Source organism: Tardiphaga robiniae (assembly GCF_013359755.1).
Lineage (GTDB): Bacteria > Pseudomonadota > Alphaproteobacteria > Rhizobiales > Xanthobacteraceae > Tardiphaga > Tardiphaga robiniae.
In genome coordinates, this window is the sequence record NZ_JABMCJ010000060.1 from 30,158 (window position 1) to 55,297 (window position 25,140).

Sequence of the window (25,140 nt, forward strand, 5' to 3'; positions counted from 1 at the left end):
CGATGACCGACACCGCATTGCAGGCGGCGCCTGCCACCAAGGCCCGCGGCTATTGGGCCACCGTGGGCCGCCGCATCGTGCGCGACAAGGTCAGCATGGCCTGCGCGTTCATTCTGCTGCTGATCTTCCTGGCAGCGATCTTTGCGCCCTATCTGCATCTCGCAGATCCCTATCAGGGCTCCATGATCCGCCGTTTGCGTTTCATCGGCACACCCAACTATCCGCTCGGCACCGACGAACTCGGTCGCGACATGCTGGCCAGGTTGATCTATGGCGGGCGACTGTCGCTGCTGATCGGCATCCTGCCGGTGATCCTTGCCTTCTTCATCGGGACGGGGCTTGGCGTTGTGGCCGGCTATGTCGGAGGGAAGCTCAATACCGCGATCATGCGCACCGTCGACGTGTTCTACGCGTTCCCCTCGGTTCTGCTGGCCATTGCGATTTCCGGTGCGCTGGGCGCCGGCATCGTCAATTCGATCGTGTCGCTGACCATCGTGTTCGTGCCGCAGATCACGCGCGTCGCCGAGAGCGTCACCACTGGCGTGCGCAACATGGACTATGTGGAAGCGGCACGTGCCTCCGGCGCGAACGCCTTCACCATCATGCGGGTGCACATGCTCGGCAACGTGCTGGGCTCCATCTTCGTCTACGCGACCGGCCTGATCTCGGTGTCGATGATCCTCGCCGCCGGTCTGTCGTTCCTCGGCCTCGGCACCAAGCCGCCGGAGCCGGAATGGGGTCTGATGCTGAACACGCTGCGCACCGCGATCTACGTCAACCCATGGGTAGCAGCACTCCCCGGCGCGATGATCTTCGCCGTGTCGATCTGTTTCAACCTGCTGAGCGACGGCATGCGCAGTGCCATGGACATCCGGAACTGATGGCATGAGTGATATTGTAGAAGAAATCGACAAGCTGGAACCGCTCGAAGATATCGGCGGTGTTGCACAGCCGCTGTTACAGGTGGTCAGTCTGACCAAGCACTTCCCCGTGCGCGGCGGATTGTTCGCGCCGAGCAAGACCGTGCGCGCGGTGGACGATGTGTCCTTCGCCATCGCCAAGGGCGAAACCGTTGGCATCGTCGGCGAGTCCGGCTGCGGCAAGTCGACAACGGCGCGGTTGCTGATGCATCTGATGCCGCGCAATTCCGGCGATATCATCTATGACGGCCGCACTGTCGGGCGCGAACTTTCGCTGCGCGAGCTGCGCCGCGGCATGCAGATGGTGTTTCAGGACAGCTATGCCTCGCTCAATCCGCGCCTGACGATCGAGGAATCGATCGCGTTCGGACCAAAGGTCCACGGCATGGCCGATAAAGCCGCGCGGCTGCTGGCGCGCGAGCTGCTCGGCAAGGTCGGTCTGCGGCCCGAGACGTTCGCCAACCGCTATCCGCATGAGGTCTCCGGGGGGCAGCGTCAGCGTGTCAACATCGCGCGTGCGCTTGCGCTGTCGCCGCGTCTCGTCATTCTCGATGAAGCGGTCTCGGCGCTCGATAAATCGGTCGAGGCGCAGGTGCTCAACCTGCTGGTCGATCTCAAGCGCGAATTCGGCTTGACCTATCTGTTCATCAGCCACGATCTCAACGTGGTGCGCTACATCTCCGACCGCGTGCTGGTGATGTATCTCGGCGAAGTCGTCGAACTCGGCCCGGTGGACGAAGTCTGGGACGGGCCGGCGCATCCCTATACGCGCGCGCTGCTTGCGGCGATGCCGTCGTCCGATCCCGACAACCGTACCGAAACGCCGCCGATCACCGGCGATCCGCCGAATCCGATCGATCCACCGTCCGGCTGTCGCTTCCACACACGCTGCCCCTTTGCCGAAGCGATGTGCGGCGAGGCCACGCCGAAGCTGACTGAAATCACTGTGACCGGCCATCAGGCCGCCTGTTACATGGCGATCCCGGGTTCGGGCCACAGCAAAGCACCTGCTGCAGGAGCGCACTGACATGACCAAACCGACTGCCAGGCAGATCAAAGCGCTGACCGAGGTCAGCGGCCTCCCGGCCTCCGACGAGGTTGCGGAGCGCATCGCCAATTCGATCGGGCCGGCCTTCGAAGGATTCGCGGCCGTCGCCGGCACGCTGCCATTTGACCTCGAGCCTGCGACCTTTCTCGCCGTTCAGAATACGAAGGCTGCCAAATGAGTGTCACCGAACCCGCATTGCTGTCGCTGACGGAAGTTGTTGACGCTATCGCCACGAAGAAGGTTTCGTCGCGCGAAGCCACGCAGTCTTGCCTCGATCGCGCCGTGAAATCGCAGCCGAGCCTCAATGCCTACATGTCGATCGAGGCCGATGCCGCGCTGGCGGCAGCCGATGCGGCAGATGCCGCGCTCGCCAGGGGGCAAAGCCGCGGCGTACTGCACGGCGTGCCGCTGGCGCACAAGGACATGTATTACGACGAAGGGCACGTCGTGACATGCGGCTCGCATATTCGCCGCGACTGGGTTGCGACCACGACGGCAACGTCGCTGCAGCGCTTGAAGGATGCCGGCACGGTGCGGCTCGGTTCGCTGCAGATGGTCGAATTCGCCTATGGTCCGCTCGGTCACAACGTGCATTACGGCGCCGTGCATAATCCGTGGCATGTCGATCACGTCACCGGCGGTTCATCGTCGGGTTCGGGCTCCGCTGTGGCGGCGCGTTTGACTTTTGCAGCGCTGGGCTCCGACACCGGCGGGTCGATCCGTCTGCCAGCGCATTTCTGCGGCGTCTCCGGCTTGAAGACGACCGTCGGTCTGGTCAGCCGCGCCGGCGCAATGCCGCTGTCGCAATCGCTCGACACGGTCGGTCCGCTGGCCCGCACCGTCGAGGATTGCGCGCTGCTGACCGGCCTGATGGCTGGCGCCGATCCGCTCGATCCAACCACAAGCATGCGCCCTGTGCCGGACTACATGGCGGCGACGCGTGCGTCCGCCAAAGGCATGACCGTCGGCATTCCCAAGGCGTTCTATGTCGACGATCTCGACGCCGATACCGCTGCCATTCTGCAGAACACCATCGCGACGCTGAAGGATGAAGGCGTCAAGATCGTCGAAGTCGATCTGCCCAATCAGGGCCAACTCACGGCGGCCTGCCAGTTCGTGCTCGCGACGGAAGCTGCGGCGATGCATAAGCGCTGGATGATCGAGCGTCCGCAGGACTATGGCGCGCAGGTGCTGATGCGGCTGCAGAACGGTCTCGCGATCACCGGCGTCTCCTATATCGAGGCGCTACGCTGGCGTGGTCCTGCACTTGCAGCCTATCTGGCTGCAGTCACCGGTACTGACGCCGTGCTCGCACCGGTCTCGCCCGGGGCGGCTCCGACCATTGCCGAGACCGATGTCGGCAACAGCTCTGGCGCCGAAGCGATGATCCAGCGCCTGACGCGCTTCACGCGCCCGATCAACTATCTCGGTCTGCCCGGTCTCTCGATCCCGGCGGGTTTCACCAAGTCGAAACTTCCGGTGGGCATGCAGCTGATCGGTCGCCCGTTCGATGAAGCGACGTTGCTGACCATCGGTGCGGCCTTCCAGCGCGCCACGGACTTCCACAAACAGTGCCCGGAGTTGGCATGAGTAATCTCGTCGAGGTTCGCAATCTCAACGTCCGGTTCGGCGGCGAACGCACCGTCTATGCGGTGAACGATCTCAACCTCACGCTCGGCGAAGGCGAGGTGCTCGGGCTGCTCGGCGAGTCCGGCTCAGGCAAGAGCGTCACCTTGCGCGCGCTGATGCGGCTGCTGCCGAAGAAGCGCACGCAGATCACTGGCACGGTCAATGTGCTCGGCAAGGACGTGCTGGCGCTCGATGACGACGAGCTTTCGGCGTTTCGTGGCCAGACGGTGTCGATGATCTTCCAGGAGCCGGCGCTGGCGCTGGACCCCGTCTATACGATCGGCCAGCAGATCGCCGAAAGCGTGATGCGGCACGAGGGCAAGAGCCAGGCCGAGGGCGTGAAGCGCGCGCTCGAAATGCTCGAAGTCGTGCGTATCCCCTCCGCCAAGCGTCGCCTCGATGCCTATCCGCATGAGATGTCCGGTGGCATGCGGCAGCGCGCAATGATCGCGCTGGCGCTGGCCTGCAAGCCCAAGATTCTGCTCGCGGACGAGCCGACCACTGCGCTCGATGCCACCGTGCAGATCCAGATCCTGCTGCTGCTGCGCGAGCTGCAGCGCGAATTCGGCATGTCGATCATCTTCGTCACGCACGATATCGGCGTGGCCATCGAAATCTGCGACCGCGTCGCGGTGATGTATGCAGGCCAGATCGTCGAACAGGGCACGCTGAGCCAGATCGTACGCTCGGCCGTGCATCCCTATCCGCAGGGGCTGCTGGCCTCCACCGTGCACGGCGCTAAGCGCGGGGCACGGCTTGAGACCATTCCCGGCACGCCGCCGTCGCTCGACAAGCCGCCGGTGAATTGCTCCTTCGCGCCGCGCTGCAAATTCGCCCAGCCGCGTTGCGTCGAGGCGCCGCCGCCGAATGTCGAACTCGCCGACAATCGTGTGGTGCGGTGTATTCTGGCGGAGCAGGCGGCAGCGGCAGTGCCGGCCTGACGCCTTCCTACCCCGCCAAATTCTTCAGCAGGAACGTCAGTGCCGTCTGCGCGAAACTGTGCATGTTGCCAGACCGGTCATTACTTCCGGTCTCCAGCGTCATGACCTCGTTTCGCGGGCCGGCGACGGCCATGCAGCTATGGCCGGCGGCGTCGCCATAACGATTGCCGGAGGGGCCGGTGGCTCCGGTCTCCGACAGTCCCCAGTCGCAGCCGAGGCGGGTGCGGATCTGCGTCGCCAGCAGTTGTGCGTAGGGCTCTGAAGACGAGCGCATGCCGGGTATCCGAAACGCGTCATCGGAAATATCCATCAATACGCGCCGTGCATCGCGCGTATAGATCACGCCGCCGCCGATGAAATAGGCGGAGGCACCGGGCACTGCGAGCAGTGCAGCGGAGATCAACCCGCCGGTTGAGGATTCAGCTATGCCGATGGTCTGTTTGCGCGCGATCAGCTCAATCGCGATCTTCTCGGCGAGGGGAATGAGACCTCTCATGACTTCTTTCCCCAAGATTTTGACCAGGGCCTGATCCACGGCTTCTTCGCCATTGATCCATAGACAGCGCGAATGAAATTCTTGCTGGCGGTCTCGTTCGGCGCCCATTTGGCGTCGAGATCGGCAAATGGCTTGGCCGCCAGAACCTCGTCCTCGGTCTTGCCCTCCTTGATCAGTTTGGCCATACGATCGCGCGCCGTCACCAGCATGTTGCGATAGTCGACCAGCGCAGCCTTGTTCGCCAGCGGACCGTGGCCGGGGACGATCTTGGTGTTGTCGTTCGCCAGTTTCAGATAGGCGTCGGTCGCTGCAATTATGCCCTTGATATTGCCGCCGTTGAGAACGTCGATATTGGGATAACGGCCGTTGGTGAATGTATCACCGGTCGCAATGACATTGGCGCTCTTGAAGTAGACATAGGTGTCGCCATCGGTATGTGCGTTGTCGGGATGGCGCAGTTCGGCGATGCGGCCGCGCAGGCTGAGCTTGAGCTGATGCGTGTAAGTGTTGGTCGGGAGCGCCGCCTTCGGCGCAGGCGGATTCTGTGCACCGGTCAGGAAATTCGTGGTGCCTTTTTTCAGGCGGGTTCTGACCTTGACGTTGGCGACGATGGTCGCGCCTTCGTTGGCAAAGGCCTCGTTGCCGCCGGTGTGGTCGCCGTGGAAATGCGTGTTGACGAGATACTTGACCGGCTGCGGTGTCACCGCGGCGATGGCCGCCTTGATCTTGTCGTGCAGCGGGGCAAACTGGCTGTCGACGAGGATGGCGCCCGATTTGGCCGTGGCCAGCGTCATGTTGCCGCCCTGGCCTTCGAGCATGTAGACGCCGTCACCGAGATCCGTGGTCTTGATCTCGACCTTTGAGAAGTCGGGCGGCGGCGGTGCTGCCGGCGGTGTGGACGCCTGCTGTGCGAGCGCAGGTGCCAGCGCCAGAAGGGTGAAAACCGCAGCCAGTGTCGTCCGATTCATCGCAAGCTCCATTCCGAAACAGGCCAGACTTCTAGCATGTTTCGGATGGCGATCTGCTCGCGAACACGTGATGTCGACAATGCCGATCAGCGGCCAGAACGGTCACGTTCCGGCGGGACCTGCGAGAGCAGCCAGTCGCGAAAGGCCTTCAGCTTCCGCGAGTCGGAAGAGGCTTCGGGGGACACCAGATAGAAGCCGGCGTCGGCGGGCATGCGCATGTCGAAGGGCACCACCAGCCGGCCCTTGGCGAGATCGCCCTCCACATAGGTGGTGCGGCCGATGGCGACGCCGAGCCCGTCGATCGCCGCCTGCAACGTCATGAAAATCATGTCGAAGGTCAGGCCCGGCTGTTTCGAAATATCGGCCGGCAATCCAGCTGCGGTGAGCCAGAGTCGCCAATCATCGTCATAGCCGCCGCTCGAATGCAGCAGCGTATAGTCCGCGAGATCCTGCGGCTTCAGCAGCGCCTTCTTTCCGGTGCGAAGCGCCGGGCTGCAGACCGGAAACAGATCATCCGCCGTCAGCCAGTCGGCGCGGAGGCCAAGCCATTGGCCGCGGCCGTAGCGGATCGCGGCGTCGACATCGCCGCTCTTGAAATCGACCATGCTTGTCGATGTGGTGATGCGCACATCGATATCGGGATGGGCTTTCTGGAACGCTGAGATGCGCGGCAGGAGCCATTTCGATGCCATCGATGCGAGCGTGCTCACCGTCAGCACGTGGTCATTATCGCGGCGCTTGAGCCGGTCTGTGGCAAGACGCAGATCGTTGAAGGCCGCGCGTACGCCCGGCAGATAGTCGTGTCCTTGCGGGGTGAGCGCGAGGGCGCGATTCTGCCGAATGAACAGTTTGAGACCGAGCTCTTCTTCCAGCCGCTTGATCTGATGGCTGATCGCCGTCTGCGTGACGTTCAGCTCGCTTGCCGCATTGGTGAAGCTCAGATGGCGTGCGGCGGCTTCGAAGGCGCGCAGTCCGTTGAGTGACGGCAACCGGGTGCTCATCCACGCTCTCTCCCTGGCCACTCACTCCTCGGCCTATCCATGAGTTTGTCTCATGTGACGCGGTGCACAATGTCGTTTGTGCAATGTGAGAATGAAGCCGATATTTCCTAAATAAATTTAGCTTCAGGAGAGCAAAATGTCTACTTGCACCCATGAATCGATGACAAATCATCATGCTCCGCTCAGTGTGGCGGCCATCGCCGAGACGTTCCACGTCTGGCGGGAGCGCGCCCATCAACGCCGCGAACTGGCCCATTGGAGCGAGCGTGACATCCACGACGCCGGCCTTTCGGTGGGCGACGTGATGGCCGAGGCCAGCAAGCCGTTCTGGCGCGCGTAAGGACGGTCCGATCGTCCGGGAGCAACTGTCATGCAACATCTCAACCTCGATGACCTCGGTCAGTATTCCGATGTGGTGTTGTCACGCAGCGGCGCTGCGGTGACGGTTCGGTTTGTCGAGCTTCACGATGCGGACGCGTTGCAGGCCTATTTCCGAGGCCTGTCGGTGCGGTCGCGCTACAATCGCCTGATGGGCGCCGCCAGCGAATTGCCGGCCGGGCAACTCGACAAGTTCATCCATGTCGGCGAAGCCGACAGTTTCTCGGTCGTCGCGACGATCTCGCGCGATGGCTCGGAGACCATTGTCGGTGAGGCCCGCTACGCGTTCGATGAAGCGACGTCCCGTTTCGAACTGGGCCTGTCCGTTGCCGATTCCATGCAAGGGCAGGGCATCGGCGCGGCCCTTTTATCTAACCTGGAATGCCGTGCTGCTGCGCTCGGAGCCGACCAGCTCTTCGGAGATACATTGCGCTCAAACGAGGCAATGCTCGCACTGGCCCGCAAGGCCGGCTTCACATTCGCGCCGACGCCGGGCGATTGGAAGCAGGTGCGCTTCGTAAAGCAGATCGATACGGTGCCAACCGCAAACCCATGCGTGGTCTGGCGCCTCGCAGCGCAATCCCTGCAGCCGATACTTGCCTAAGCGCGGCAACGCTCGCCACGGTCAGGCAAGGTATGATGCGACGAAGCAATTCAATCCCTCTCTAGCTCAGGATTGCTTCGTCGCATCTGCGTGTCCTGAAGACGGCGCCTATGCCGTCCCTTTCGCGAAGTCTGTCGATGTGGCCACGTCGCGCCACGCAGCCAGTTCCTTTTCGACAAAGGCATGCTTGCTTTCAATCCGCGCAACCGTGTCGCTGCCGAGCGGCAAGCGGACTGGAGGGGTCCTGGCAGCCGCAAGCTGCATGAAGGCCTTTGCCAGCTTGCTGGGATCGCCGGGCTGCGCATGATTGGCGTCGGCGGCATGGCCGCGAGTCTTGCCGACGGTGGCGTGATAGTCGCTGATCTCGAGCGCGGTGCGCACCAGCGAGTTATCGTCCAGAAAGTCGGTGCGGAAGAAGCCGGGCTCGACCACGGTCACATGGATGCCGAGCGGCGCGACTTCGGCGGCCAGCGCTTCACTGATGCCTTCGACCGCGAACTTGGTCGAGCCATAGACGCCCCACCCCGGAAAGCCTGCATATCCGCCGACGGATGACACGTTCATGATGTGACCCGAGCCCTGCCGGCGCATATGCGGCAGCACGGCACGGGTGACGCCGAGCAGTCCGAATACGTTGGTGGCATAGAGACGTTCGACTTCCTTGGCACTGGCTTCCTCGATCGCGCCGAGCAGGCCATAACCGGCATTGTTGACCAGCACATCGATGCGGCCGAATTTCTTCACGGCCTGACCTGCGGCCTCGTGGGCCTCGGTCTCGCTGGTGACGTCGAGCCGTGTCGCCAGCAGGCGCTCATGGGTGCCGAGACGTGCGATGACAGCATTGGGATCGCGGGCCGTTGCAACGACGGCATCGCCCTGGGCCAAGGCCTCCGCCGCGATGAGGGCGCCGAAACCGCGGGATGCTCCTGTGATGAACCAGACACGCATGATGGTCTCTCCTGTGTTGGCCCCGCGTCTATGCCGGGCTGATGGGAGGAAACTAGCGGCTCGCCAGAACTGAAATAATCCTCTATTTGTTCCATGTGTTCATGAGCTGGATTCAACAATGAGCTTGATCGGCCCGGCCGACCTCGCCACCTTTCTGGCGATTGCCCGGCATCGTAGCTTTCGCAATGCCGCCATCGAGCTTGGCGTGTCCGCCTCCGCGCTGAGCCACGCTTTGCGCGGCATAGAGGAGCGTCTTGATGTCCGGCTGGTCAACCGCACCACCCGCAGCGTCGCGCTGACGGAAGCGGGAGAGCGGCTGTTCGCGCGGGTCAGTCCGGCGTTTCAGGACATCGATGATGCGCTGGAGGACCTCAATCATTTCCGTGGCAAGCCGGCCGGCACATTGCGCTTCAATGCCGCCCGGCAATCCGCACAGCTCGTGCTGCTGCCGATCGTCACGCGATTCTTGAAAGTCTATCCGGAGATCAATGTCGAGATTGCCGTGAATGACGGTCTTGTCGACATGGTCTCTGCCGGTTTCGATGCAGGCATCCGCTTCGGCGAAACTGTTGCGGCGGACATGATTGCCGTGCCGATCGGCCCGCGGCAGCGATCGGCCGTCGTTGCGTCACCCGGCTTCCTCAAGCAGCACAAGCTGCCGCAGACGCCGCACGAGCTGAAAGATCTGCCATGTATCCGCTATCGATTCTGGGGCGGCGCGCTCTATCGCTGGGAGTTCGAGCGCGGCGGCATCGAGGTCGAGATCGATGTCGCGGGCGCGCTCACACTGAACGATCAGGATCTAATGGTGGACGCCGCGCTGGACGGAGCCGGGCTGGCTTACGTGTTCGAAGGGCAGGTCGAGGAGTTGATCGCCAAGCGAAAGCTTGTTCGAGTCCTCGCTGACTGGTGCCCGGCCTATCCCGGCTTCTTCATGTATTATCCCAGCCGCCGACAACTGCCGGCGGCATTGCGGGCGTTTGTCGATTTCGTCAAAACGCCCGCTCCTGCAAAGCCAAAGGCCTGATGCGCTTCAGTTGCCAGAGAAGTTTGGCTTGCGCTTCTCGATGAAGGCTTGCACCGCCTCGCGGTGATCTGCCGTCATGGTCGTGCGGATCAGCCTCTCCGCCTCATGATCCCGCGCCGTCGTGAAATCGAATGCGAGCGCTTCGTCGAGATTGTCCTTCATGTAGCGCAGCGCCAGCGTCGGCCCCTGCGCCATGCCGCGCGCCAGTGTGAAAGCCTCGTCCTGCAGCCTGTCGTCTGGCACCACGCGGTTGAACAACCCGATGGCTTCGGCGCGGCTTGCCTCGACCTTATCGGCCGTGAACATCAACTCGCGCGCGCGGGCTGTGCCGACGAGCCGCGTCAGCAGCCAGGCGATGCCGTAATCGCCGCTGAGGCCGACGCGCAGATAGCCGGTGGAAACGAAAGCCGATTGCGCCGCGATGCGGATGTCGCAGGCCATGGCTATGGCAAGGCCGGCGCCTGCAGCGGGGCCGGGCAGGGCGGCAATGGTCGGCTTGCGTACGGCGACCAGCGCACCGGTCAGCAGGCGCTGGCGCTCCTGCAGGTCGGCAACGCGTTCGTCGAAGGACATATCGAGCGTGGACTGCTTGCGATGAGCGCCCATGCCCTTCACGTCCCCGCCGGAGCAGAAGGCCGTGCCGGCGCCTGTAATCAGTAGCGCGCCGACATCGGGGTTTTCGCCGCAGGTGCGGATCATCGTGCGCAATGCGGGCGTGAGATGATCCGACAGCGAGTTGCGCGCTTCCGGCCGGTTCAGGGTGATGACGGCAACGCGCTCGCGGATCTCACACAGCAGTTCACTGGTGCCGGTGTCGATGATCTTTGCGGCTTCACTCATGTATCTCGCCCCGTTCTCGCGTCAGAATTTCTCGACCCATGGACGGATTTCGAGCTCCGAACTCCAGGCACTGCGCGGCTGCTGTAGCACGTTCCAGTAATTCATGGCGATGGCATCGGGGTCGAGCATCGAATCCGGCCTGTCCGCGGGCTCGATTCGCACCGAACTGCGAATGCCGCCATCGATGACAAAGTGGGCGATGTGGATCCCTTGCGGTGCAAACTCGCGGGCCAACGACTGCGCCATGCCGCGCAAAGCGAACTTGCCCATGGCGAAGGGGGCCGATTGCGCAAAGCCCTTGATACTCGCGGAGGCACCGGTGAACAGGATGGCGCCGTGCTTGTTGGGCAACATGCGCTGCAATGCCTGTTGTGCGACCAGAAATCCGCCGAAGGCGCTAACTGCGATGGATTGTGCAACATCGGGAGGTGCGAGCTCGATGAAAGGTCCGCGGGCGCGCTGGCTGGCATTGTAAACGACGATATCGGGCGCGCCGATCTGGCGTTCGAGATCTGCAAACAATTTGGCGACATCTCCAGCCTGGGTCGCGTCGCAGGCAAAGGCCTTGGCGCCGGTCTCCTGGCACAGCGCATCCAGCTTGACGGGATTGCGGGCGGCGAGTGCGACGCGGATGCCCTGTTTGGACAGCAGCCTCGCCAGCGATGCGCTGATGCCCTCACCGACACCGACGATCAAAGCGGTTTCGTAATGCGGAATTTCCATGGATCAAATCTCCGGCTGGGCACTTTATTCGCTGGCGCGGTAGGCGCATGATGAAGATGGAAACGCAACTGCCAAACACAAGAGGCCGTCATGAACGCCCATGCCCAGATCGCCGCCAATCTGATCGCACCCGACACGTCCGGCATGAATTTCTACCGCGCCGATCCGGCGCTGACCGATCTGCTGCGCATTCATCTGCCGGAGGATCTGTTCAAGCATATCGAGCCGCATCTCGATCGGCTGGGTGGCCTTGTCGGTGGTCCGCTCGATGAAGCCGGGCGGATGGCCGACAAGCATGGGCCCGTGCTTCACCAGCGCGATAAGTTCGGCCAGGACGTCCAATGGGTGGAATATCACCCGGCCTATCGCGAACTGGAGAACGCAGCCTTCGGCGAGTTCGGCATTCACGCGCTGTCGCACCGCAAGGGCATTATGGGCTGGCCCTCGACCTATCCGGTGGCGGCCAAACACGCCTTTACGTTCCTGTTCAACCAGGCCGAGTTCGGCATGGGCTGCCCGATCAATGTCACCGACGGTGCTGCGAAGCTGCTGTCGAATTTCGGCGACGATGCGCTCAAGGCGAAATATCTCGACGGGCTGACGCAGACCGACATGAGCAAGCTGACCCAGGGCGGCCAGTTCATGACCGAGAAGGAAGGCGGCTCCGACGTCGGCAAGCTGACGACGCGGGCCGTGCAGGAGGGCGATCACTGGCGGCTGTATGGAGAAAAGTGGTTCTGCTCCAATGCCGATGCGAAGGTCGTGATGCTGCTGGCGCGGCCGGAAGGTGCGGTCGGCGGCACCAAGGGCGTCGGCCTGTTCCTGATGCCGCGGACGCTCGATGACGGCACGCCCAATCACTACCGGATCGTGCGCCTGAAGGACAAGCTCGGCACGCGGTCGATGGCATCAGGTGAGATCAAGCTTGAGGGCGCTATCGCTTATGCCGTCGGCAAGCTCGATCGCGGCTTCGTGCAGATGGCCGAGATGGTGAATTCGTCGCGCCTGTCGAATGGCGTGAAGTCGACCTCGCTGATGCGCCGCGCCTGGCACGATGCGATGGCAGTCGCGCGTGGACGTGTCGTGTTCGGCCAGCGCATTATCGACATGCCGCTGGCGCGGCGGCAGTTGATGAAGATCATGCTGGCGACCGAGCAGGCGTTGTCGATGAGCTTCCTCACCGCGGATGCGCTGGACCGTGCAGAGGCCGGCAGCCAGGACGCTGCAGCACTGCTGCGGATCCTGACGCCGACGCTGAAATTCCGTGCTACCCGTGACGCGCGCAAGGTCTGCGGCGACGCGATGGAGATGCGCGGCGGTGTCGGTTACATCGAGGAATTCGCCACCGCGCGGCTGCTGCGCGATGCGCATCTCGGCTCGATCTGGGAAGGCACCGGTAATATCGTCGCGCTCGATGCGCTGACACGTGCGGTTGGGCGGCATGGCGCGGAGGCTGCGCTTGCTGCCGACTTGCATGCGCGGCTCGATGACTCGCCAAGCGTGCCGCAGGCATGGCGGGATCGCCTGCGCGGTCTGACAGACAAGGCGATCGACTTTGCCCGTGAGGTGGCTGCACGTTCGGACAATGAGGGCGATGCCCGCCGCGCAACGAGCTCGCTGTATCATGTGGCCAGCGCCGTGGCACTCACATGGGAGGCGTACCGCATCCACGCCCGGCGCGGCGACGCCCGGCGCCTGCTGCTGTCGCGCCTCGTCATCGATCATCGCCTGATGGCGCCCGATCCGTTTGCTGTGATCGAAAGCGAAACCCAGAAGCAGATCGTCGCGCATCTGCTGGGTGAGCGCGATGTCAGCATGGAGGAGGCCAGTCGGCTGATGCTGGCCTGACCTGATCGCAGGGACTATGAGCGCGGACCGTTATCTTTCAGGAACTTGAGCAGCAAGCGGCCGACCTCTTGTGGTTGTTCCTGCTGCACCCAATGGCCTGCGCCGTCGATCAGGTGCACCGCGCGCATATTCGTGCAGGCGCTGTTTTGCATCGTCTCGATGGCGCCGGGACGCTGATAGATGCCCCAGTCCTGCTTGCCCGAAATGAAAGCTGAAGGGACGTCGATGGTGCGACCGGCAAAGGTCTCGTAGTCGGCATTGAACGCGCCTGTCGTGTTACAGCGGTACCATTGCAATCCGCCCTGGAAGCCGGTGCGGGCATATTCACCGGCATAGAAGGCCAGTTCATTGTCCGGCAACCATTTGCATGATGCGATCTGTTCAGGCGTCGGCATCTCTGCCGCGACGGTCTCGGCCATGGTCTGGTCGCGGTCCATCACATAATAGGTCGGCAGCTTCGCCAGTTCGCTTGCCGTCCAGCCCTGCAATGGAGTGGGCGTGTTGCCCGGCCAGTCCGCACTCTTGTGATGATAATAGGCGCGCAGGAAATCATGCACGCCTTGCGGTGCGTGTTGCATATCAGCGTTGGCAGCACGCGTCGCGTAGTACCACTGATAATGGATACGCGGCCGCGGCAATGCCGCGAGGTCGCGATGCACAGGGTCGTCGGCCTTTGGCGGGGCCGGCTGATCGGCGGTGCCGAATGGCAGCGGGGGAGGCCCGGCAAAGGGCGCGCTCATCAGGGCAACGGATCGGAATACATCCGGCCGCACCAGCGCGCACCAGGCTGCGACTGAGCTGCCATAGTCGTGTCCGACCACCGCATCGACATGGCGATAGCCGAAGGCGGCGACGAGGCCGACCGCATCGCGCACGAGGTTGAGCAGATTGAAGGGACGCAGATCGCCATCATAGTCTGCGCTCCAGCCGGTGGTACGACCATAGCCGCGTTGGTCCGGCGCAATCACGTGATAGCCGGCAGCGGCAAGCTGCGGCATCACCTTGCGCCAGCTGAAGGCCAGTTCGGGAAAGCCGTGCACCAGCAGGATGCAGGGCCGGCCCTTGGTTTCGAAGCCGGCCTCCAGCACATGCACGCGCAAACCGTTGATGTCCTCGACAAAGCGCGAGCGAATTCCAGCCGGCAGAATGTTGGGATCGATGGGTGTCACGTCGCCTCCATGCTGCACTTGTGCGGCAGCGTGAGTGCACTCCAGCGCAAGCACCGTGAAAAGACAACTAGCGTTTGAGGCGGGCCACCAATTCGATATGGGGCGTATGCCGGAACTGGTCCACGGGTGTGACGCTCTCGAGCTTGTAGCCGCCATCGATCAGGATCTTTGCATCGCGTGCGAAGGTCTGGACGTTGCACGACACGGCGACGACGACGGGGATCTTGCTTGCCGCGAGCCGTTCGACTTGTGCTTGCGCGCCCTGGCGCGGCGGATCGAACACGACAGCGTCGAAGTCGCGCAATTCCTGCGGCACCAGTGGACGGCGAAACAAGTCGCGCATCTCTGCCTTGATGGGCTTCAGGCCCTTGGTGTCCTTGATGGCCTGTTGCAGCGATGTGATCGCGCCACCATCGCTGTCGAGGGCGGTGACCTTGGATTTGGCTGCAAGCCGGAGCGCAAAGGGGCCGATACCGCAGAACAGATCGGCGATGTTTTTCGCGCCTTTGCAGAGCTGGAGCACAAGCGCCGCCAATGTCTCTTCACCGGCCGCGGTGGCTTGCAGGAACGAGCCCGGCGGCAACGTAACCTGCGCGCTGCCCATCGCGACCACGGGCGGCACGCGCATCAGCACGAGTTCGCCATGTCGTGTGAGACGTGCCAGTTTGTGCGCCTCAGCAATGCGCGACAGCGCTGTGATGATCGCGGTCGGCAATGGCCCGGTGCCGCGGACGTCGATATCGAGTCCGTTGCTGGCCGCTGTCACCTGAATGTCCAGCGGCTTGCTGACCGGCTTCAACACCTCGGCCAGCGCGCGTGCGGCATCGAGAGCGCCATCCAGCGCAGGATCCAGGATCGGGCACGCGTCAATGGCGATGATGGCGTGGCTCGCCGATGCCGCAAAGCCGACACGCAGTCCGCCATCGCTGCCACGGCGGGCATGCAACGTCACGCGGCGGCGGCCTGCACCATGGGCATCGACGATCGGATCGACCGGGCAGGTGATCTTCGCCTGTGCCAGCGCGTCGATCACGATCTGGCGCTTCCAGGTCTGATAGGGATCGGGCTGCCAGTGCTGGATGGCGCAGCCGCCGCAGCGCGTGAAGTAGGTGCAGAACGGATCAATTCGTTCCGGGCTGGCGGTGTCGATCTGCAGCAATCGTCGACGCTCCGGATGTTCGTCGTCGCGTTCCGTCTCGACGATCTCATGCGCCAGCGTGTAGGGCACGAACAGCGACGCGCCACTGGTGAGGCTGACGCCGTCGCCGCGCTGGCCGACATGATCGATGGTCAGGTGTTCAGCCACGCCGGGCACCCATGAAGAACTCGATATTGCCATCGCCGCCTGTGATTGACGACGGGAAGACCTCGATATCGGTGCAGCCGAGTGTCCTGGCAAAATCCGTGATGTCGTCGCAGATGGCCTGATGCACGGCAGCGTTCTTGATGATGCCGCGCTTGGATTGCTTTCGATCGGCCTCGAATTGCGGCTTGATCAGCGCCAGCAGGCTCATCGGCGCCGCGGCGAGCGATAGCGCGACAGGCAGCACCGCCTTGAGCGAGATGAAGCTGACATCGATCACAACCACATCCGGGCGGGCCGGCAGACGCTTGTTCTCATAGCTGCGGATATCCGTTTCTTCCATCGAGATGATTTTCGGATGGCCGTGCAGCGATGGATGAAGCTGGCTGTGCCCGACATCGATGGAGAAGACCATGCTGGCGCCGTTGGCGAGCAGCACTTCGGTAAAACCGCCGGTGGAGGCGCCGACGTCGAGGCAGACGTGGTCCTCGATCTCGATCGGATATAGCTCGAGCGCACCTGCGAGCTTGACCCCGCCGCGCGAGACCCAGGGATGCGCCGGTTCAGCCTCGATGGCGGCGTCGAGCAGCAGCGGTTCTGACGCTTTGGCGACCGCTTTGCCGTTGGCCTTCACAAGCCCCGCTTCGATGGCGGCTTGCGCACGCGCGCGGCTTTCGAAAATTCCGCGGTCGACGAGAAGTGTATCGGCGCGTTTGCGCGGCGCGGCAGCAGTGTTCTGAGATTTCGTCATGGTCAGTACGATGCAGCAAGTTTCAAACAGGCTTCGAAGCTCGTTAGATCCTGCCAGAGATCTTCGGGTGCTTCGCGGGGGAAGATCATGGGTGCGCCGTAGAGATCGAGCGCATGGATCATCATCAGATTGTCGGCGAGGCCGAAATTTTCGACGGTGAGCCCATCCGCATCCACCAGATGTCCGTCCCGATCGGTGACCTCGGTCATGCGGCGCACGCGGTCGATATAGAGCGTCGGGTCATTGCAATAGCCAAAGCAGAGCTTGCCGTGGCCCGCCATATAGCCGAGCTCGAACACCGTACCGGCATCGGCGCTTGGACCGCGGAACGGCGTGAGATTGGCGATGATGATGTCGCAGTGATTCATCATCGCCTCGTTACCGTGAAAAATCTGGCGCGAAGCGTCGCCGGCATTGATGTCGATGGCGTTATCGAGCGGGAAGAACCCGTGCGCGCCGTAGCGCTTGCAGAGCGCGACCTTCTGCCGGCCGATCTCGGCGGCATTGGGCAGGAACACGTCGGGGCCTGCGAGATAGATATTCATGAAGTCCCCGTCTCATGGTGAGCCGCGCCGACATTGACGAGCCAATTCAGACGAGAACGAGGCAATCCGGCGGTTCCTGCCGAATTGCCTCGTCGTATTCTCTTCGCAATTGCAAACGCGATGTCGCGTTCAACGACAGATCAAGCGAGCTTGACGGTCTCGGCCTTGAAATCCTTGCCGAGGGTCTCGAACACCTTCTTGACGATCCCCTTAGAGTCGAGACCCGCCTGGGCATACATCGCTGCCGGTGTGTCGTGATCCTGGAACATGTCGGGCAGCACCAGCGAACGCATGCGCAGACCGCCGTCGAGCATGCCGTTGTCGGCGAGCAGCTGCATCACATGCGAGCCGAATCCACCAATCGAACCTTCTTCGACGGTCAGAAGGATCTCGTGATCGCGGGCGAGCTTGAGGATCATGTCAGTGTCGAGCGGCTTCATGAAGCGCGCGTCGGCAATCGTGGTCGACAGGCCGTGGGCGGCGAGTTCGTCGGCGGCCTTCTCACATTCGGCGAGGCGCGTGCCGAACGACAGAAGAGCAACCTTGCTGCCTTCGCGGACGATGCGGCCCTTGCCGATTTCCAGGGGGATGCCGACTTCAGGCATCTCGACGCCGCGGCCTTCGCCGCGCGGGTAGCGCAGGGCGCTCGGTGAATCGTTGATGGCGACCTGGGTCGCGACCATGTGCACCAGTTCGGCTTCGTCGGAGGCGGCCATGATGACCATGTTCGGCAGACAGCCGAGATAGGCATTGTCGAATGAGCCCGCATGGGTCGCACCATCCGCACCGACCAGTCCGGCACGATCGATGGCGAAACGCACGGGCAGGTTCTGGATCGCCACGTCGTGGACAATCTGGTCGTAGCCGCGCTGCAGGAAGGTCGAGTAGATGGCGCAGAACGGCTTGTAGCCTTCGGTGGCGAGGCCAGCCGCAAAGGTCACCGCATGCTGCTCGGCGATGCCGACGTCGAAGGTGCGGTTCGGGAACGCCTTGTTGAAGATATCGACGCCGGTGCCCGATGGCATGGCCGCGGTGATGGCGACGATCTTGTCGTCCTTCTCGGCTTCCTTGACGAGGCTCTGGCCGAACACGTTCTGATAGGCCGGGGCGTTGGGCTTGGACTTCGATTGGGTGCCGGTCGCGACGTCGAATTTGACGACCGCATGATATTTGTCGGCGGCGGCTTCGGCCGGACCGTAGCCCTTGCCCTTCTGGGTCACGACGTGAAGCAGGATTGGGCCGGTCTCCATGTCACGGACGTTCTGCAGAACGGGCAGCAGGTGATCGAGGTTGTGGCCGTCGATCGGGCCGACATAGTAAAAGCCGAGCTCTTCGAACAGCGTGCCGCCATTGACCATGAAGCCGCGCGAATATTCTTCGACGCGCTCGGCACGATCGGCGATCAGCTTCGGCAGGTGTTTGCCGAGCTGCTTGGCGGCATCGCGCAGCGAGCGATAGGTCTTGCCCGAATACATGCGCGACAGATAGGCCGACATGGCGCCGACCGGCGGCGCGATCGACATGTCGTTGTCGTTGAGGATGACGATCAGGCGGGAATTCATCGCGCCTGCGTTGTTCATGGCTTCATAAGCCATGCCGGCCGACATCGAACCGTCACCGATCACGGCGATAACGTTGTTCTTGCCGCCGGAGAGGTCGCGGGCGACCGCCATGCCGAGACCAGCGGAAATCGAGGTCGAGGAATGCGCGGCGCCGAACGGATCGTATTCGCTCTCGCTGCGCTTGGTGAAGCCCGACAGGCCACCGGCGGTGCGCAGGGTGCGGATACGGTCGCGGCGACCGGTGAGGATCTTGTGCGGATAGGCCTGATGGCCGACGTCCCAGATGATGCGGTCGCGCGGCGTATCGAAGACGTAGTGGAGGGCGGTGGTCAGTTCGACAACGCCAAGACCGGCGCCGAAGTGGCCGCCGGTGACGGACACCGCATCGATGGTTTCCTGACGAAGCTCGTCGGCAACCTGACGAACCCGCTCGATCTTCAGCTTCCGGAGATCTTCCGGAGTCTTGATGGTATCGAGCAACGGTGTCTTACTAAAATCGGTCACGGCACTATTCCAATTTTACATGTCCGGGACTGCGTCTGGCTTCGGGGCCGTCGCGTTTCCGCGCGCCCACCGGACAACCGCAGCCTCCAGAACCGGGAAGCCTGTTTCGAGGCCTTATAATGGGCTTCGATTTTTCAGTGTGATATCTAACATGCTTGGCGGCGACTTCATCTGATCATTTTTGCCAGATGAATGAAGCGCTTATCTACGTTAACGGCCGGCGTTTCAGCCTGCTCGTCAGCGCATAGTCCTAGTCCCTTTACACCAAAGCGATGGCCAAAGCCAACCGCCGTGCCTGCGGGGGTGGCAGCACAATGGCGCTATGGACATTCGCGCGGTGTGCCTAGCCGATGCGCCGGGCGACCGGTTCCGTCTCATGGGAACCCGTGTGGGTAGGGCTCTTCACGCCCAAATCGAGCTTTTTCCATGCGTTTTCGCGGGTAGTGGGGGGGCCATCGACCAACGCCAAAGTTGTAGCCGGCTGACTGACACGCCCCCTGAGAGGCACAGGCCCGCAAACGATCATGAAGAAATCGTAGGCATGCGGCCGCTCATTGGCCATGACGAACTGGAAGTGCACCCGGAAGAACTTCCAGCGGAACCGGTTGTAATGTTCCGGGCGGATGATTTCGCGGAACCGGACGGGGACGATGGTTGGATTCCGCCGGGCCGCGCCGGCGTCGATCCCGTGACCGGCGATGGGATCGAACGGGAAGAAGTTCATCACGTCCTTGCGGGATTGGCAGTCGATCCAATCGACGGAAGGCTCCACGGCCAGCAGCCGCAAATTGTCGCGAAAGCCTTGCGCGACTCTATGGAAGCCGACGATCGGCATATTGCCGCCGAGCGTCAGCAGCACGACGCGAGGGCCGTGGCTGCCGAGTTCCGGATCGAGCTTCAGCGCGCGGGCGAGGATTTCGGAGCCAAGGAACGACCCGGAGCTGTGCCCGACCAGCACGATTTCCTGCGCTTTGGTAGACTTGGCGACCTGGACCAGATGCTGCGCGAAACGGTCGATCCGGGCGTCCCAGTCCGGCCGGTTGCCGTGGGAAAACTGCCAGGTGAAGATGGTGTCGGCCATCAGATAGAGCAGATAAGTGTGCTTTTCGGTGTATTTCAGCAGCGAGCCGAGGACGGCCACGAACACTGCCACAGCGCCGCAGCCCACCAGAAATCCGTGTATTCCAAGCGCCTGCAGCCCTAACGCGAACAGCCAGGCGATGCCCGCCGACCAGATCGCTCCGTTGAGCAGCAGGACGTGGGGCCAGCTGATGAAGGTGGCGAAGCGCCAATGCGCCTTCCAGAACCGGCCCATCGTGCCGGAGAAGACAAGGCCCCAATAGATGGCGATGGCGTGGATCAGCGTGCGCCAGATCGGCACGGCCAGATCGCGCTGGATCATGTCTTCCCAGCGCAGGAAATCGTAATCGGTTGTGGTCTGCCAGCCGTCGCCGGAGGTTTCGATGCGCCAGGAGGCGGATTCATGCGCGAATTCGCCGTCCGTATGACCTTTCGGCCGGCTGACCGAGGTGGTCAGACCATAGAGCCGGCCGAACTTGCGCAGTTCGGTCCGAAACATGCGGTAATACTGCGAGAGTCCCCGCGGATCGTATCCCTGCACATAGATGACATGACGGTGCTGGACGCGCACGCTGGTTCCCCGGACTGACGGCGGACTATAAACAGGCCGCGCCATGCGCCAAGCGCTAATTCGGCCGCGGGGTGGTGCGAGGTCTCAGCCCGCGCGATTTCCTACTGGACGTCGAGCGGTTCGGTGCCGACCGCTTTGCCGTTCGAGTCCGTGGTGATCTTGTCCACGCGGGCTTCAGCCTGACGCAGCAACTCGTCGCAGCGCCGTTTCAGCGCCTCGCCGCGCTCATAGATGGCAACCGACTCTTCCAGCGGCACCTTGCCGTCTTCGAGGCGCTTCACGATCGATTCCAGTTCTTCGATCGCGGTCTCAAACGTCAGCTTCTTGACGTCAGCATGGGTGTTCTCGGCCATTCGGTTTCCCGTGTGCGCATTTTGGAAGGACGGAGTCAAAGATATGTTTGAGGGCGTATTGTGGCGGGTACGTTTTGCGACCTGCCCCCTTTCAGCGCGATGCCCCCATCAGCGCAGAAACATGGGCTGCGGCCGATTCTTTCAAGCCCTGCAGATCATAACCACCCTCGAGTACCGAGACAATGCGGCCACCGGCGGTGCTGTCGGCGAGATCCATCAGCTTGCGCGTCACCCAGCCGAAATCCTCGGCGTCCAGATTAAGCGACGCGAGCGGATCGCGACGATGCGCATCGAAGCCGGCGGAGATGATCAGCAGTTCCGGTGCGAATTTCTGCAGTTGCGGCAGGATGAGATTGTCGAAGGCAGAGCGAAATTTTGCACTGCCGTCGCCGTCATGCAGCGGGGCATTGACGACCGTGTCGTGCTCGCCGCGCTCCTGGGATGCACCGGTACCGGGAAACAGCGGCATCTGATGTGTCGAGCAATACATCACGGTGGGGTCGGCCCAGAAAATGTCCTGCGTGCCATTGCCATGGTGGACGTCGAAATCCACGACGGCCGCGCGGGTAATGCCGTAGGTGCGCTGCGCATACCGCGCTGCAATCGCGGCCTGATCGAAGAAGCAGAAGCCCATCGGTTTGTTGTGCTCGGCATGATGGCCGGGCGGGCGGGTCGCGACGAAGGCATTGCTGTGCTCGCCTTTCATCACCGCGTCGGTCGCCGCGATTGCGCCGCCGACGCCGCGCATCACCGCTTCCCAGGTGCCGGGGGACATCGACGTGTCGCCGTCGAGATAGACGAGGCCGCTGCTCGGCGCGACATGGCGCAGCTCATCGATGTAATGATTGTCATGACAGAGGCTGACGACGTCGAGATTGCCCTCCGGCGCTTCGCCCCGCACCAGCGCGTTGAAGCGGTCTTCGCTGAGTGCCTGCGCCACCGCGCGCATACGGTCGGGGCGTTCGGGATGACCGGGCGGCGTGAGGTGATCGAGCGAGGCCGGATGGCTCAGAAGAAGTGTCGTCATGCAAATGGTCCGCAAGCGCAGGGTGCGCTGGTATGATGAGACGATAACCTAGCCGGTCAGGTCAGGTTCCGATAGGGGGCATCGCTGGTGCGGTCGTCCCCTAACAAAGCTACCGATCAGAATTATGGATCGCTTTCTTCACATTCGATTCATGTCGTTTCATCGACACCGCCTGACGCCGCGGAATTGAAATGCGCGTTAAGTCGCGGCTGCTATCGGTGGAGGCCGCGGCATTCTGCGGAGAAGGTGCGCATATTCCATCGTCGGACTCCGCAGTTGCGCTCGCGTCTGGGGTGGGTTCGTACGCGATGAGTGAATCGAGATATCCAAGGCGCGTACCCCATCTCTTGCGTTCGGTGTGGCCGTTCGTTGCCATCGTCTTGCTGCAGGCATTTCTCGCCGGCACCAGCATCCACATCCTGTCGTCGGTCCGCGCCTATGTCACCGGCGAAAGCCGATGGTCGAAGGGGCAGATGGAGGCGGTGCATGCACTCAGCCTCTATGCCGAGACCGGCGACGACAGATATTATCGCCGTTATCAGGCGAGCATCGCCGTGCCGCTCGGAGATCTCATCGCGCGCCGCGCGCTCGAACAGGCGGTGCCGGATCTGCGGGCTGCCTATGACGGATTCCTGCAAGGCGGCAACGATGCCGCAGACATCCCCGGCATGATCTCGCTGTTTCGCAATTTCAGCAAGGTCGTCTATCTCGCCCGAGCCATCGAGACCTGGCACGCCACCGATCCCGTGATCCAGAATTTGGTCGATACGGCCGACGCCATTCACGCCAGCGTCATCGATGGCAAGGTGGGATCGATGCGCCTCGCCGCCCTGAAGGCGCAGATCGACCAGATCAATGAACAGACCTCGCCGCTGGCAGTGGAGTTCTCCCGGCGCCTCGGCATCGGCTCCCGCGCCATTCAAGGCATTCTGCTGGTCGCCAATGTGTTCACCGCGGCGCTGTTGATCCTGCTCGGCATCTGGCGGACACGTAATCTGCTGATCCAGCGTCAGCGCTTCGAGACGGCGCTGAAGATCGAGAAGGAGCGTGAGCAGAAATACATCTCACGTCTCGCGTTCCAGGCCTCGCATGATGCACTGACGGGGCTGGCGAACCGCCGCGAATTCGAGCGGCGGGTCCAATACGCATTGCCGCGGATCGACGCCGATGCGCGGCCGCATGCACTGATGTTCCTCGATCTCGATCAATTCAAGATCGTCAACGACACCTGTGGCCATGCTGCCGGCGATCATCTGCTGCGGCAGGTCTCGGGCATACTGAAAAAACATCTGCGCCCGGACAATCTGTTGGCCCGCCTTGGCGGCGATGAATTCGCCGTGCTGCTGGAGCGTTGCGAGCCGGATCGTGCGGCGGCGACCGCCGAGCGATTGCGGCGGACGGTCGAAGAGCTGAACTTCGTCTGGAACGGACGTTCGTTCAACGTCACCGTCAGTATCGGACTCGTCTGTATCGCGCAGCCCGAGGTGACGCTGGAAGAAGCGCTACGCGCGGCCGATGCGGCTTGCTACATGGCCAAGGAGAAAGGCCGCAATCGCGTTACACTGCATCAGCCCAGCGATTCCGAATTGCTGCAGCGGTTCGGCGAAATGAACTGGGTACAGCGCATTCACGATGCGCTGGAACAGGATCGCTTCTGTCTCTATGCCCAGAAGATCATTCCGCTCAGCGAGCGCGAGGATGGCACTCTGCATGTCGAACTGTTGTTGCGGCTGCGCGACGAGGCGGGGCAACTGGTTGCGCCCGGCCATTTCATTCCCGCGGCAGAACGTTATGGTTTGATGACGCTGATCGATCGCTGGGTGGTCAGGAATGCGTTCATCATTCTCGCCGCGCGATTGGTCGAAGGTGCGACGCCGGTCTCGACCTGCGCCATCAACCTGTCCGGCGCGACATTCAAAGATGAAAGCTTTCTGGACTATGTCCGCGAGCAGTTCCGCATCTATCGGATACCGCCGACCATCATCTGCTTCGAGATCACCGAGACAAGCGCCATCGCCAATCTCGCCGACGCCAATAAATTCATCCAGGCGCTGCAGCAGATCGGTTGCCGCTTCTCGCTGGACGATTTTGGCAGCGGCATGTCGTCCTTCGCCTATCTCAAGCACCTGCCTGTGGACTATCTCAAGATCGATGGCTCCTTCGTCAAGGACATGCTCACCGATCCGATCGACCGCGCCATGGTCGAGATGATCAGCCATATCGGCAAGATCATGGGCAAGCGCACGGTGGCCGAATTCGTCGAGAGCGCCGAGATCATCACGGCGCTCACCGAGATCGGCGTGGACTTTGCGCAGGGCTATGCGGTGGGCAGGCCGGAGCCGTTCGATGTCCATAGCGAGATCGACCGGAGGAACGTGGCGTAGAAGGTGGAGCGGTTGAATTTCATGATCGTCATGGCCAGATGGCGCGAAGCGAGCTTCGCAATAATCCCAGGCCTCTCCCCACGTCATGGCCGGGCTTGACCCGGCCATCCATCTTTCTTGTGCGACGGTGTGCGGGCCAAGCTGGATCCCCGGGTCAAGCCCGGGGGTGACACCTGTGGTGCGGCGCCTTCATCGCGCCGTCGTAGATTCAACTGTCAAACAGCCACTGCTCTTCAGACATGCGTCATTACCCCCGTTGTTTGCGGCGCGGGGGCGCCGTCGTCTTTTGCATTCCCGCCCCCTGTGAGAGGGCGTGCGGAACGCCGGGTGCCCGTTGCACCCTTGGGCCTGATGCGAATGCGGTCTTCCGCAGGTTAGTGTGCATCAGGACTTTCGGAGGCGCCGAGCGATTGCCCGGCGTTCCGCATGCGGTGTTTTTTCGGTTGCTTGCACATCTGCCATGGCGAACGGTCCCATCACCAAAATTAATGTCCCAGGGCGGAGGGACAGGGTAGCCGCA

24 protein-coding genes are annotated in these 25,140 nt (G+C 62.5%); 10 read left to right on the forward strand and 14 right to left on the reverse strand.

All coding sequences use genetic code 11. From position 1 onward, the window contains the following. The first annotated feature begins 2 nt into the window (after positions 1 to 2). The 5 genes from HP556_RS01330 to HP556_RS01350 are packed head-to-tail and all read left to right on the forward strand — an operon-like array spanning position 3 to position 4,538. Entirely contained in the window at positions 3 to 881 is an 879-nt protein-coding gene (locus HP556_RS01330) for an ABC transporter permease (protein ID WP_170849596.1), read from the forward strand. A gap of 4 nt (positions 882 to 885) precedes the next feature. Next, positions 886 to 1,947, forward strand: coding sequence for an ABC transporter ATP-binding protein (locus HP556_RS01335; RefSeq protein ID WP_175365627.1), 1,062 nt, complete (start codon positions 886 to 888; stop codon positions 1,945 to 1,947). A 1-nt stretch (position 1,948) separates the two neighbouring features. After that, complete coding sequence (locus HP556_RS01340; RefSeq protein WP_175365628.1) at positions 1,949 to 2,146, forward strand: hypothetical protein; 198 nt, start codon at positions 1,949 to 1,951, stop codon at positions 2,144 to 2,146. Beyond that, on the forward strand, positions 2,143 to 3,558 hold the full coding sequence (locus HP556_RS01345) for an amidase (protein ID WP_175365629.1): 1,416 nt from the start codon (positions 2,143 to 2,145) through the stop codon (positions 3,556 to 3,558). Before HP556_RS01340 ends, HP556_RS01345 begins: the two co-directional genes overlap by 4 nt. Beyond that, positions 3,555 to 4,538: an ABC transporter ATP-binding protein gene (locus tag HP556_RS01350; protein ID WP_093757055.1), complete on the forward strand. Its 984-nt coding sequence runs from the start codon at positions 3,555 to 3,557 to the stop codon at positions 4,536 to 4,538. The genes HP556_RS01345 and HP556_RS01350 overlap by 4 nt, the downstream gene beginning before the upstream one ends. Positions 4,539 to 4,545: 7 nt before the next feature. Here the strand turns inward: HP556_RS01350 and HP556_RS01355 are convergent, their stop codons facing one another. The 3 genes from HP556_RS01355 to HP556_RS01365 form a co-directional block, all read right to left on the reverse strand. Then, the gene (locus tag HP556_RS01355; RefSeq protein WP_175365630.1) at positions 4,546 to 5,034 is read right to left on the reverse strand and encodes a CinA family protein; all 489 of its coding nucleotides are present in this window, start codon (positions 5,032 to 5,034) and stop codon (positions 4,546 to 4,548) included. Further along, positions 5,031 to 6,002, reverse strand: a complete 972-nt coding sequence (locus tag HP556_RS01360) for an MBL fold metallo-hydrolase (protein ID WP_175365631.1) — start codon at positions 6,000 to 6,002, stop codon at positions 5,031 to 5,033. Before HP556_RS01360 ends, HP556_RS01355 begins: the two co-directional genes overlap by 4 nt. Before the next feature lie 86 nt (positions 6,003 to 6,088). Next, complete coding sequence (locus HP556_RS01365; protein ID WP_175365632.1) at positions 6,089 to 7,003, reverse strand: transcriptional regulator GcvA; 915 nt, start codon at positions 7,001 to 7,003, stop codon at positions 6,089 to 6,091. 136 nt (positions 7,004 to 7,139) lie between these two features. Here HP556_RS01365 and HP556_RS01370 point away from each other — a divergent pair, with 136 nt between their 5' ends. Both HP556_RS01370 and HP556_RS01375 read left to right on the forward strand, forming a co-directional pair. After that, positions 7,140 to 7,343, forward strand: a complete 204-nt coding sequence (locus HP556_RS01370; protein ID WP_120287053.1) for a DUF1127 domain-containing protein — start codon at positions 7,140 to 7,142, stop codon at positions 7,341 to 7,343. Between the two features lie 30 nt (positions 7,344 to 7,373). Beyond that, positions 7,374 to 7,985, forward strand: a complete 612-nt coding sequence (locus HP556_RS01375; RefSeq protein ID WP_175365633.1) for a GNAT family N-acetyltransferase — start codon at positions 7,374 to 7,376, stop codon at positions 7,983 to 7,985. Positions 7,986 to 8,093: 108 nt separating this feature from the next. On the opposite strand, the gene HP556_RS01380 is transcribed toward HP556_RS01375, so the two are convergent. Beyond that, positions 8,094 to 8,933 (reverse strand): oxidoreductase, encoded by an 840-nt coding sequence (locus tag HP556_RS01380; protein ID WP_175365634.1) that lies wholly within the window; start codon positions 8,931 to 8,933, stop codon positions 8,094 to 8,096. Between the two features lie 118 nt (positions 8,934 to 9,051). Between HP556_RS01380 and HP556_RS01385 the strand changes: the two genes are divergently transcribed. Then, positions 9,052 to 9,960, forward strand: coding sequence for a LysR family transcriptional regulator (locus tag HP556_RS01385; protein ID WP_175365635.1), 909 nt, complete (start codon positions 9,052 to 9,054; stop codon positions 9,958 to 9,960). A gap of 6 nt (positions 9,961 to 9,966) precedes the next feature. Here the strand turns inward: HP556_RS01385 and HP556_RS01390 are convergent, their stop codons facing one another. Continuing rightward, the gene (locus HP556_RS01390; protein WP_175365636.1) at positions 9,967 to 10,800 is read right to left on the reverse strand and encodes an enoyl-CoA hydratase; all 834 of its coding nucleotides are present in this window, start codon (positions 10,798 to 10,800) and stop codon (positions 9,967 to 9,969) included. Between the two features lie 21 nt (positions 10,801 to 10,821). Further along, positions 10,822 to 11,523, reverse strand: coding sequence for an SDR family NAD(P)-dependent oxidoreductase (locus tag HP556_RS01395; RefSeq protein ID WP_175365637.1), 702 nt, complete (start codon positions 11,521 to 11,523; stop codon positions 10,822 to 10,824). Positions 11,524 to 11,613: 90 nt separating this feature from the next. On the opposite strand from HP556_RS01395, the gene HP556_RS01400 reads away from it, so the two are divergent. After that, a complete protein-coding gene (locus tag HP556_RS01400; RefSeq protein ID WP_175365638.1) occupies positions 11,614 to 13,371 on the forward strand; it encodes an acyl-CoA dehydrogenase family protein in 1,758 nt (585 codons plus the stop codon). A gap of 14 nt (positions 13,372 to 13,385) precedes the next feature. On the opposite strand, the gene HP556_RS01405 is transcribed toward HP556_RS01400, so the two are convergent. From HP556_RS01405 to HP556_RS01440, 8 genes are all read right to left on the reverse strand, one after another. Further along, positions 13,386 to 14,531 (reverse strand): alpha/beta fold hydrolase, encoded by a 1,146-nt coding sequence (locus HP556_RS01405; protein ID WP_338117515.1) that lies wholly within the window; start codon positions 14,529 to 14,531, stop codon positions 13,386 to 13,388. Positions 14,532 to 14,607: 76 nt separating this feature from the next. Then, positions 14,608 to 15,846, reverse strand: a complete 1,239-nt coding sequence (locus HP556_RS01410; RefSeq protein ID WP_175365640.1) for a methyltransferase — start codon at positions 15,844 to 15,846, stop codon at positions 14,608 to 14,610. Then, positions 15,839 to 16,594 (reverse strand): TlyA family RNA methyltransferase, encoded by a 756-nt coding sequence (locus HP556_RS01415; protein WP_093757044.1) that lies wholly within the window; start codon positions 16,592 to 16,594, stop codon positions 15,839 to 15,841. Before HP556_RS01415 ends, HP556_RS01410 begins: the two co-directional genes overlap by 8 nt. A gap of 2 nt (positions 16,595 to 16,596) precedes the next feature. After that, positions 16,597 to 17,139 carry a nucleoside 2-deoxyribosyltransferase gene (locus HP556_RS01420; RefSeq protein ID WP_175365641.1) on the reverse strand — a complete coding sequence of 181 codons (543 nt, stop codon included), beginning with the start codon at positions 17,137 to 17,139 and terminating at the stop codon, positions 16,597 to 16,599. Between the two features lie 140 nt (positions 17,140 to 17,279). Continuing rightward, positions 17,280 to 19,205 carry a 1-deoxy-D-xylulose-5-phosphate synthase gene (gene dxs / locus HP556_RS01425; protein WP_089265987.1) on the reverse strand — a complete coding sequence of 642 codons (1,926 nt, stop codon included), beginning with the start codon at positions 19,203 to 19,205 and terminating at the stop codon, positions 17,280 to 17,282. Positions 19,206 to 19,548: 343 nt separating this feature from the next. Beyond that, the gene (locus HP556_RS01430) at positions 19,549 to 20,856 is read right to left on the reverse strand and encodes an alpha/beta hydrolase (RefSeq protein ID WP_175365642.1); all 1,308 of its coding nucleotides are present in this window, start codon (positions 20,854 to 20,856) and stop codon (positions 19,549 to 19,551) included. 101 nt (positions 20,857 to 20,957) lie between these two features. Beyond that, positions 20,958 to 21,209 carry an exodeoxyribonuclease VII small subunit gene (locus HP556_RS01435; RefSeq protein WP_089265989.1) on the reverse strand — a complete coding sequence of 84 codons (252 nt, stop codon included), beginning with the start codon at positions 21,207 to 21,209 and terminating at the stop codon, positions 20,958 to 20,960. Between the two features lie 91 nt (positions 21,210 to 21,300). Continuing rightward, entirely contained in the window at positions 21,301 to 22,236 is a 936-nt protein-coding gene (locus HP556_RS01440) for a histone deacetylase family protein (RefSeq protein ID WP_089265990.1), read from the reverse strand. Between the two features lie 308 nt (positions 22,237 to 22,544). Here HP556_RS01440 and HP556_RS01445 point away from each other — a divergent pair, with 308 nt between their 5' ends. Beyond that, positions 22,545 to 24,620 (forward strand): putative bifunctional diguanylate cyclase/phosphodiesterase, encoded by a 2,076-nt coding sequence (locus tag HP556_RS01445; protein WP_175365643.1) that lies wholly within the window; start codon positions 22,545 to 22,547, stop codon positions 24,618 to 24,620. Positions 24,621 to 25,140: the final 520 nt, after the last annotated feature.

Excerpts from the sequence above, each read along its gene's own strand:
- HP556_RS01330 (WP_170849596.1), top strand. The coding sequence starts at position 3 with ATGACCGACACCGCATTGCAGGCGGCGCCTGCCACCAAGGCCCGCGGC.
- HP556_RS01335 (WP_175365627.1), top strand. The coding sequence starts at position 886 with ATGAGTGATATTGTAGAAGAAATCGACAAGCTGGAACCGCTCGAAGAT.
- HP556_RS01340 (WP_175365628.1), top strand. The coding sequence starts at position 1,949 with ATGACCAAACCGACTGCCAGGCAGATCAAAGCGCTGACCGAGGTCAGC.
- HP556_RS01345 (WP_175365629.1), top strand. The coding sequence starts at position 2,143 with ATGAGTGTCACCGAACCCGCATTGCTGTCGCTGACGGAAGTTGTTGAC.
- HP556_RS01350 (WP_093757055.1), top strand. The coding sequence starts at position 3,555 with ATGAGTAATCTCGTCGAGGTTCGCAATCTCAACGTCCGGTTCGGCGGC.
- HP556_RS01355 (WP_175365630.1), bottom strand. The coding sequence starts at position 5,034 with ATGAGAGGTCTCATTCCCCTCGCCGAGAAGATCGCGATTGAGCTGATC.
- HP556_RS01360 (WP_175365631.1), bottom strand. The coding sequence starts at position 6,002 with ATGAATCGGACGACACTGGCTGCGGTTTTCACCCTTCTGGCGCTGGCA.
- HP556_RS01365 (WP_175365632.1), bottom strand. The coding sequence starts at position 7,003 with ATGAGCACCCGGTTGCCGTCACTCAACGGACTGCGCGCCTTCGAAGCC.
- HP556_RS01370 (WP_120287053.1), top strand. The coding sequence starts at position 7,140 with ATGTCTACTTGCACCCATGAATCGATGACAAATCATCATGCTCCGCTC.
- HP556_RS01375 (WP_175365633.1), top strand. The coding sequence starts at position 7,374 with ATGCAACATCTCAACCTCGATGACCTCGGTCAGTATTCCGATGTGGTG.
- HP556_RS01380 (WP_175365634.1), bottom strand. The coding sequence starts at position 8,933 with ATGCGTGTCTGGTTCATCACAGGAGCATCCCGCGGTTTCGGCGCCCTC.
- HP556_RS01385 (WP_175365635.1), top strand. The coding sequence starts at position 9,052 with ATGAGCTTGATCGGCCCGGCCGACCTCGCCACCTTTCTGGCGATTGCC.
- HP556_RS01390 (WP_175365636.1), bottom strand. The coding sequence starts at position 10,800 with ATGAGTGAAGCCGCAAAGATCATCGACACCGGCACCAGTGAACTGCTG.
- HP556_RS01395 (WP_175365637.1), bottom strand. The coding sequence starts at position 11,523 with ATGGAAATTCCGCATTACGAAACCGCTTTGATCGTCGGTGTCGGTGAG.
- HP556_RS01400 (WP_175365638.1), top strand. The coding sequence starts at position 11,614 with ATGAACGCCCATGCCCAGATCGCCGCCAATCTGATCGCACCCGACACG.
- HP556_RS01415 (WP_093757044.1), bottom strand. The coding sequence starts at position 16,594 with ATGACGAAATCTCAGAACACTGCTGCCGCGCCGCGCAAACGCGCCGAT.
- HP556_RS01420 (WP_175365641.1), bottom strand. The coding sequence starts at position 17,139 with ATGAATATCTATCTCGCAGGCCCCGACGTGTTCCTGCCCAATGCCGCC.
- HP556_RS01435 (WP_089265989.1), bottom strand. The coding sequence starts at position 21,209 with ATGGCCGAGAACACCCATGCTGACGTCAAGAAGCTGACGTTTGAGACC.
- HP556_RS01440 (WP_089265990.1), bottom strand. The coding sequence starts at position 22,236 with ATGACGACACTTCTTCTGAGCCATCCGGCCTCGCTCGATCACCTCACG.
- HP556_RS01445 (WP_175365643.1), top strand. The coding sequence starts at position 22,545 with ATGAGTGAATCGAGATATCCAAGGCGCGTACCCCATCTCTTGCGTTCG.